The following is a 7,805-nucleotide window of genomic DNA, read 5'->3' as shown; positions in this document are numbered from 1 at the left end:
CCGGGTGGGGCCGGGCGGCCACTCGACGCAGACGACGCGGGTTGGGGTGGCGCCTAGACGAGCAGGCCGTCGGCGACGAGGTCGCGCACCTGTGGGAGCACCTCGGCCCGTACGGTCTCCGGATCCGCCTCGACGATCGTCGCGATCGCATCGAGCGCCGCCCGCGCAGTCAGGGTGCCGTCGGCCACCCCGAGGTATGCCGTCAGCCACGTCCCGGCGCGCACCACGCGTCCCAGCCCGCCGCCCTGCCGCACGAGGATCACGCTCGGGTCATCCGCGCCGGGGCGACCGTGTCGTTCCTCGGTGACGTCTGGAGCGCACGACCAGGCCATGTCGAGCAGGTCGTCGTCATCGTGCTCGGCAAGCCACGTCCGGGCCCGCAGTCCAGCGTCGACAGCGGGGCCCATCGGGGCGGCGACCCGGCCAGTGACCTCGTCGAGGCTGCGCCACGTGGGACGGTCTCCGAGGGGTCGCTGGAGGGTGACCACGCCGAACCCGACGGACTCGACATCGCGGGCGGCGAAGTCACGCAGCCAGGCGGCATACATCGCGGTGTGGGCCTCGCTGCCCGGCTGAGCCCCGCCGTCGCGCGCCCACAGCTCGGCGTACTGGGCCGGGTCCTGGGACTCGCGCTGCACGACCCACGCGTCGAGGGCCACGCCGACGCGCGACTGCTCGTCGAGCCACTCGGTCCACACGTCGCGCCAGGTGCGCCCGCGCGGGACCTCCCAGTTGCCGAGGAGCTGCGCCACGCCGCCGGGCTCGAGCACCGAGCCGACCTGCAGGACCAGGGACCGGACGAGGGTGTCGCCCGGTCGGCCGCCGTCACGGTACTCGTAGCGTGGCACGGCCGGTTCGCGCGGGGTGATGACAAAGGGTGGGTTGCTCACGACAAGCGAAAACTGCTGCCCCACAACGGGATCCAGCAGGTCACCCCGGAGCGTGAGGATGTCTGCACCTGCCAGTGCAGCGTTGAAGGCGGCATACTCGAGGGCTCGCGCGGAGATGTCCGTCGCGGTGACGGACTGCGCGTGCCCCGCGAGGTGAAGTGCCTGCACACCGCAGCCCGTGCCGAGGTCGAGGGCGCCCTCGACGGGTCGCCGGACCGTCCACGACGCGAGGGTCGTCGAGGCGCCGCCGATGCCGAGCACGTGGTCGGGCCGCAGCGGCCGCCCGGTCGCAACCTCCGACAGGTCCGAGACGACCCACCGGTCACGGTCGTCGTCGGCGTAGGGCTGCAGGTCGCACGTCGCAACGACCTCGGCGTCCACCGTGCTGACGAGACCCAGGGCCTGCGCGCCGGCGACCCCGAGCGTGGGCAACGCCGCCGCAGCCGCCGAGGCGGGCACCGGACATCCGAGGGTGAACAGGCGGACCAGCGTGCCGCATGGGTCAACGCCGGAGCCGGGCGTCGTCGCGAGCAGCGCGGGCAGCGGCTGCTCGCGATGCAGGGCCGCCGAGGCCACCGGCCCCAGCCGCTCAGCGACGCCGTCGACAGTGAACCCGGCGGCCGTGAGGTCGGAGCGCAGCCGCGCGACCAGCTCGCGGTCGACGACGGGCGTGTCGCTCAGGAGGACCGCTCGCTCGGGGCCGACTCGTCGGCTGCGGCCGCGAGCGCTGACTCGAGGTCGCGGTGGATCTCGAACACCTTGTCGAGGCCGGTGATCGAGAAGACCTTGAGGACGCGGTCGTCCTTGCCGACGAGCCGCATCGACCCGCCGCGGGTGCGCGCGAGCTTGAGCCGGCCCACGAGCACGCCGAGACCGGTCGAGTCGAGGAAGGTCACGTCGGTGAGGTCGACGACGAGCTTGGTGCGGCCACCCACGATCTGCTCGTCGAGCTTCTCGCGCACGAGCGGGGCGGTATACACATCGATCTCACCGCCGAGGTGCACCACGGTCTGGTCGCCATGGTCCGCTCGGGTGATCGAGAGATCCACCTACAGCACCTTCCTCATCCCACAGGTGCACGCGGACCCTCGGATCCCACGTGCCGAACCTCGCCGGTCGCCTGACCGGCAGGTTACCGACCACGGAGTAGCATGCCCCGCTCGTCGGTAACCGTACCCCGACGGCATACGGTTGCTCCACATGAACTGGCAGGCCCACCCCACTTCGACCGTGCCGGACGCTCCCGGTCCCGGTTCGGTGGGCGCAGCCCGCCCGCCATCACAGCACATCGACCCGGATGCGTTGCTCCATGGGCTGGTCGGCGACCAGCCGGAGCGGCTCGTGCACGTCCACGAAGTGCCTGCCCGGACCGCGAGCACGGGCGACTGGCCGGACTGGGTCGAGCCCACCGTGCTCGGGGCTTTGGTCGGCTCGGGCATCGCGGTGCCGTGGTCACACCAGGTCGAGGTTGCCGAGGCCGCGCACCGTGGTGAGCACGTCGTGGTCAGCACCGGCACGGCGTCGGGCAAGAGCCTGGGCTACCTGCTGCCCGTGCTCAGCGACCTGGTCGCGGGCTCCGCGGCGCCCAACGGCCGCGGTGCCACCGCGCTCTACATCTCGCCCACGAAGGCGCTGGCCGCCGACCAGCTCGCGCGCGTGACCGGACTGGCCCTCCCGGGAGTGCGCCCCGCCACGTACGACGGCGACACCGCCACCGACGAGCGGCGCTGGATCCGCGACCACGCCAACCTCGTGCTGACCAACCCGGACCTGCTGCACCACTCGCTGCTGCCCGGTCACGACCGCTGGTCGTCGTTCCTGCGAGCGCTGCGCTACGTCGTCGTCGACGAGTGCCACGTCTACCGCGGCGTCTTCGGAGCACACCTGGCAGCCGTCCTGCGCCGCCTGCGCCGGGTCGCGGCCCGCTACAAGTCGTCCCCGACCTTCGTCTTCGCGTCGGCCACCGTCGCCGACCCGCAGGAGCACGCCTCCCGGCTGCTCGGTATGCCGGTCCGCCCGGTCACGCAGGACGGCTCGCCGCGCGCTGCCATGACGTTCGCGCTGTGGGAGCCGCCGCTCGTCATCGACGCGTCGGGTCTGCCCAAGCGGACAAGCACCGTGACCGAGACCGGTGAGCTGCTCGCCGGGTGCGTCCAGCACGATGTGCAGACGGTCGCGTTTGCCCGGTCCCGCGCGGCGGTCGAGGTGGTCGCACGGATCGCCCGAGAACGGGTACCGGCGACGTCCGAGGACCGCGTCGCGGCATACCGGGGTGGCTACCTTCCAGAGGAGCGGCGTGAGCTCGAGCGCGACCTTCGGTCGAAGCGGCTGCTCGGGCTCGCAGCCACCAACGCGCTCGAGCTCGGTGTCGACGTCACCGGCCTCGACGCGGTGATCCTCGCCGGATGGCCCGGCACCCTGTCGTCGCTGTGGCAGCAGGCCGGGCGGGCGGGGCGTTCCGGCGACCGCTCGCTCGCCGTGCTCGTCGCCGCCGACGACCCGCTGGACACGTACGTCGTGCATCACCCCGAGTCGGTCTTCGGCCGCGGGATCGAGGCCACGGTCGTCGACCCCGACAACCCGCACGTCCTCGCTCCGCATCTCGCCGCGGCGGCGGCCGAGCTGCCGGTGACCGAGGACGACTTCGAGCTGTTCGGACCCCAGACCCGCGCCCTTCTCGACCTGCTCGTGGACCGCGGCATCCTCAAGCGACGCCCGCGCGGGTGGTTCTGGGGACGCGAGGACCGGCCCGCGGACCACCTTTCCCTGCGCGGAGCGGGCGAGCCGGTCCGCATCATCGAGAGCAGCACAGGTCGCGTCGTCGGCACCGTCGACGAGGCGGCCGCGCACTCACAGGTCCACACCGGCGCCGTGCACGTCCACCAGGGCCAGAGCTGGGTCGTCACCGAGCTCGACCTCGACGCCCACGCGGCCTTCGCCGTGCGGGGTGACCCTGGCTGGTCGACCCAGGCCCGGTCCGTGAGCGACTTCCAGATCGTCCGCGAGACCGAGCACGAAGCCTGGGGACCCCTCCGCTGCTCGTTCGGGCACGTGACGGTGCGCAACCAGGTCGTCTCGTTCCTGCGCCGCCTTCCGGGGGGCGAGGTGATCGGCGAGCACGCCCTCGACCTGCCGCCACGGACCCTCACGACCAAGGCGGTGTGGTGGACGATGCCCGTCGAGGAGCTCGGCGGGGCAGGGGTGCAGGAGGGCGGCATACCCGGAGCCGCGCACGCCGCCGAGCACGCGGCGATCGGGATGCTTCCCCTGTTCGCGACCGCCGACCGGTGGGACATCGGCGGCGTCTCGACGGCACTGCACCCGGACACCGGCCTGCCGACGATCCTCATCTACGACGGCCACCCCGGTGGGGCCGGTTTCGCCGAGCGCGGCTTCCGGCGGGTGCGCCCCTGGCTCGCGGCGACCCGCGAGACGATCGCCGGGTGCGAGTGCACCTCCGGGTGCCCGTCCTGCATCCAGTCGCCCAAGTGCGGCAACGGCAACGAGCCGCTCGACAAGCGCGGCGCGGTCGCACTGCTCGACCTGACGCTGCGACACGCCGGAGCCTGACCAACCGGATTTCACCCGGCAAAGCCTCCCTAATCGAGGCTTTCGCCGGTTATGGTCCTGCTTACCACCGGGTGAAGACCGTCGCCCATGCGTTCTCGGGGGAATCCGACAGGAGAACTCATGAATCGTCGCTGGCTGGCAGCAGTCGCCGCGCTGCCCGTGGCCCTCACCGTCGCCGGCACAGGATCTGCCGGCGCCGCCCCGCCCACGCTCGCGCCCGCGGCCGCTCCGGCTGCTGCTGACACGGCATACTCCGACGGCATCTACGTCGTCCAGATGGCCGAGCTACCGGTCATCGCCTACGACGGCGGGACCCCGGGTCTGGCTGCCACCAAGCCTGTGAAGGGCCACAAGATCGACGTCACGTCGCCGTCGGTGACGTCGTATGTCGACCACCTCAAAGGCGCCCACACGCGCGCCCTGGGCAAGGTCGGAGCCGGCAACAAGCTCTACGACTACACCTACACGTACAACGGCTTCGCCGCGCAGCTCACCGCGGCGCAGGCCAAGTCCCTCGAGTCTGCGGACGGGGTGCTGGCAGTCACCCGCCAGGAGACCTACACGGTCGACACGTCGACGACGCCCGCCTTCCTCGGCCTCACCGACAAGGGCGGCCTGTGGGACCAGCTCGGCGGCACGAAGAGCGCCGGCGAGAACGTCGTCATCGGCGTCATCGACTCCGGCATCTGGCCCGAGTCGCTCTCCTTCACCGACCGGGTCGACGCCAACGGCCTCCCGACCCGTGCGGCGACGGGCAGGCTTGCGTACCAGCAGATTCCAGAGTGGAACGCCAAGTGCCAGAACGGCGAGCAGTGGAACAACTCGCTGTGCAACCAGAAGCTCATCGGTGCCCGCTACTACAACGCCGGCCAAGGTGGCAACGCGGCGATCGACCGCGACAAGCCCTGGGAGTTCAACTCGCCCCGTGACTACAACGGCCACGGCACGCACACGTCGAGCACGTCGGGTGGCAACCACGCCGTCCCGGTGACCGGCGCTGCGGGCGGGCTCGCGCCCAACGGCATCAGCGGCATCGCCCCTCGTGCCCGCATCTCGATGTACAAGGCGCTCTGGTCGACGGAGAGCGGCGACACTGCCGGAGGCACGACCTCTGACCTCGTGGCGGCGATCGACCAGGCCGTGGCCGACGGGGTCGACGTCATCAACTACTCGATCAGCGGCAGCCAGACCAACTTCGCCGACCCGGTGGAGATCTCGTTCCTCTTCGCCGCCAACGCAGGCGTCTTCGTCGCCACGTCGGCAGGCAACAGCGGCCCGACGACCTCGACCGTCGCCCACCCGTCGCCGTGGGTGACGACCGTCGCCGCCGGCACGCACAACCGCGACGGCATCGGCAGCGTCACGCTGGGCAACGGCGTCACGTACAACGGCGCCAGTGTCGCGGCGCAGGAGGTCAACGCCCCCCTCATCGACGCCACGGCCGCCGGCAAGGACGGCGCCCCTGCGGACCACGTCGCGCTCTGCTACTCGAGCGCCGATGACGGCGGCAACGCCCTCGACCCTGCGAAGGTCAAGGGCAAGATCGTGCTCTGTGACCGCGGTGTCACGGGCCGCACCACAAGAGCCTCGCGGTCCAGGAGGCCGGCGGCGTCGGGATGATCCTCGTCAACACGTCGACGAACTCCGTCAACGCAGACCTGCACGCGGTCCCGACGGTCCACCTCCAGGACACCGACCGCGCCGCGGTCAAGGCGTATGCCGCCACCACCGGAGCGACGGCGACGATCCACAAGGGCGTGCTGACGACCACGGCGCCCGCACCGTTCACGGCGTCGTTCTCCTCGCGGGGACCGCTGCGCGCGGGCGGCGGAGACATCCTCAAGCCCGACGTCATCGCACCCGGCCAGGACATCCTCGCGGCCGTGTCGCCGTCCACCGCCCACGGTGAGAACTTCAACCTGCTCTCGGGCACGTCGATGTCGTCGCCGCACGTGGCCGGTGTCGCCGCGCTGCTCAAGGACCTCCACCCGGGCTGGTCGCCGATGGCCATCAAGAGCGCCCTGATGACGAGCGCCTACGACGTCCTCGATGGGCCGGGCACCAACCCGACGGTGACCTTCCGCCAGGGTGCCGGCCACATCAAGCCGAACTCGGCAGCCGACCCGGGACTGGTCTACGACAGCAGCTGGAACGACTGGCTCGCCTTCCTCTGCGGCAGCTCGAACGCGGTCAACCCGAGCGCCTGCACCGCCCTTCAGGGCGCCGGGTACAGCACGGACGCGAGCGACATGAACGTCGCGTCCATCGCGATCGGCGACCTGGCCGGCAGGCAGACCGTGACGCGGCGGGTCACCAACGTCGGCTCGACGACGGCGACCTACACGGCCAACGCCAGCGTGTCGGGCATGACCACGGTCGTCTCGCCGGCGACACTCGAGCTCGGTCCGGGCGAGTCGGGCACCTTCACGGTGACCTTCACCCGGACGACCGCGAGCCTGAACGCCTACGCCGGCGGCCAGCTCATCTGGTCCGACGGCACACACTCGGTGCGCTCGCCGATCGTCATCCGGCCCGTCGCGCTCGCGGCCCCGGCGACGGTGACGGCGACCCCGGGCGGGACCTCCTACGGCGTGACGTTCGGCTACACCGGCCCGTTCACCGCAACGGCCCGCGGCCTCGTCGCCCCGGCGATCACCGACGGAGTCGTGCCGGACGACCCGACCGACTCGACCTGCTCGCTGACCTCGCCCAACGCGCAGAAGGTGGACGTGGCGGTGCCTGCGGGCACGACGTACGCGCGGTTCGCGCTCTTCGACGCTGACGTGAAGCCAGGCAGCGACATCGACCTCTGTGTCTTCAGCGGAGCATCTCCGGTCGGTTCGAGCGGTTCGGGCACGTCGGCCGAGGAGGTCAACCTCGTCAACCCCGCAGCGGGCACCTACACCGTCGTGGTGCAGGGCTGGGGCGTCGACGGGTCGTCGCCGTTCAAGCTGCACACGTGGCTGCTCGGCTCGGCCGACGAAGGCAACATGACCGTCTCGGCGCCGCCGGCGGCCGTCCTCGGCCAGACCGGCACGGTGTCGCTCTCGTTCAGCAGCGCGCTGCCCAAGGGCAAGCTGCTGGGCTCGGTCGCCTATGCGGGCCAGACCGGTCTGCCGAACCCGACGATCGTGCGGGTCGACGTGCCGTGACAGTTGGTGGTCGCGAGCGGCCCGGCTACCGTGGCAGGAGCAAGAGCTGCCACGGATAACCACCAGCGTTAGCGAGCGACCATGGGTGACCCCACCGAGCGGGGAGGCCCCGGCAGCCGCCGGGACCTCCCCGCCGGCGCGCTCGGGCCGAGCGGGCCGGGGCCGAGCGGGTCCGGGCCGAGCGGGTCCGGGC

At 71.7% G+C, this 7,805-nt stretch carries 5 protein-coding genes; 3 read left to right on the top strand and 2 right to left on the bottom strand.

Features of this window, described 5'->3' with window-relative positions:
• Nucleotides 1-53: 53 nt before the first annotated feature.
• Both ACWEOW_RS17110 and ACWEOW_RS17105 read right to left on the bottom strand, forming a co-directional pair.
• Nucleotides 54-1,571, bottom strand: coding sequence for a DUF7059 domain-containing protein (locus tag ACWEOW_RS17110; RefSeq protein ID WP_452270559.1), 1,518 nt, complete (start codon nucleotides 1,569-1,571; stop codon nucleotides 54-56).
• Nucleotides 1,568-1,939: an STAS domain-containing protein gene (locus tag ACWEOW_RS17105; protein WP_452270427.1), complete on the bottom strand. Its 372-nt coding sequence runs from the start codon at nucleotides 1,937-1,939 to the stop codon at nucleotides 1,568-1,570. The genes ACWEOW_RS17110 and ACWEOW_RS17105 overlap by 4 nt, the downstream gene beginning before the upstream one ends.
• 151 nt (nucleotides 1,940-2,090) lie before the next feature.
• On the opposite strand from ACWEOW_RS17105, the gene ACWEOW_RS17100 reads away from it, so the two are divergent.
• The 3 genes from ACWEOW_RS17100 (at nucleotide 2,091) to ACWEOW_RS17090 (ending at nucleotide 7,612) form a co-directional block, all read left to right on the top strand.
• Nucleotides 2,091-4,460, top strand: coding sequence for a DEAD/DEAH box helicase (locus ACWEOW_RS17100; protein WP_452270426.1), 2,370 nt, complete (start codon nucleotides 2,091-2,093; stop codon nucleotides 4,458-4,460).
• A 120-nt stretch (nucleotides 4,461-4,580) separates the two neighbouring features.
• Nucleotides 4,581-6,080 carry a S8 family serine peptidase gene (locus tag ACWEOW_RS17095; RefSeq protein ID WP_452270425.1) on the top strand — a complete coding sequence of 500 codons (1,500 nt, stop codon included), beginning with the start codon at nucleotides 4,581-4,583 and terminating at the stop codon, nucleotides 6,078-6,080.
• Nucleotides 6,077-7,612 (top strand): S8 family serine peptidase, encoded by a 1,536-nt coding sequence (locus ACWEOW_RS17090; protein ID WP_452270424.1) that lies wholly within the window; start codon nucleotides 6,077-6,079, stop codon nucleotides 7,610-7,612. Before ACWEOW_RS17095 ends, ACWEOW_RS17090 begins: the two co-directional genes overlap by 4 nt.
• The last annotated feature ends 193 nt before the right edge of the window (nucleotides 7,613-7,805 follow it).

This window comes from Monashia sp. NPDC004114 (assembly GCF_053603855.1).
The sequence above is the reverse complement of the archived record's forward strand: the minus strand, read 5'-3'. Positions and strand labels throughout refer to the sequence as shown.

What these genes read in the sequence shown, in the direction of transcription:
- ACWEOW_RS17100 (WP_452270426.1), top strand. Translation starts at nt 2,091, where the DNA reads ATGAACTGGCAGGCCCACCCCACTTCGACCGTGCCGGACGCTCCCGGT.
- ACWEOW_RS17095 (WP_452270425.1), top strand. Translation starts at nt 4,581, where the DNA reads ATGAATCGTCGCTGGCTGGCAGCAGTCGCCGCGCTGCCCGTGGCCCTC.
- ACWEOW_RS17090 (WP_452270424.1), top strand. Translation starts at nt 6,077, where the DNA reads ATGATCCTCGTCAACACGTCGACGAACTCCGTCAACGCAGACCTGCAC.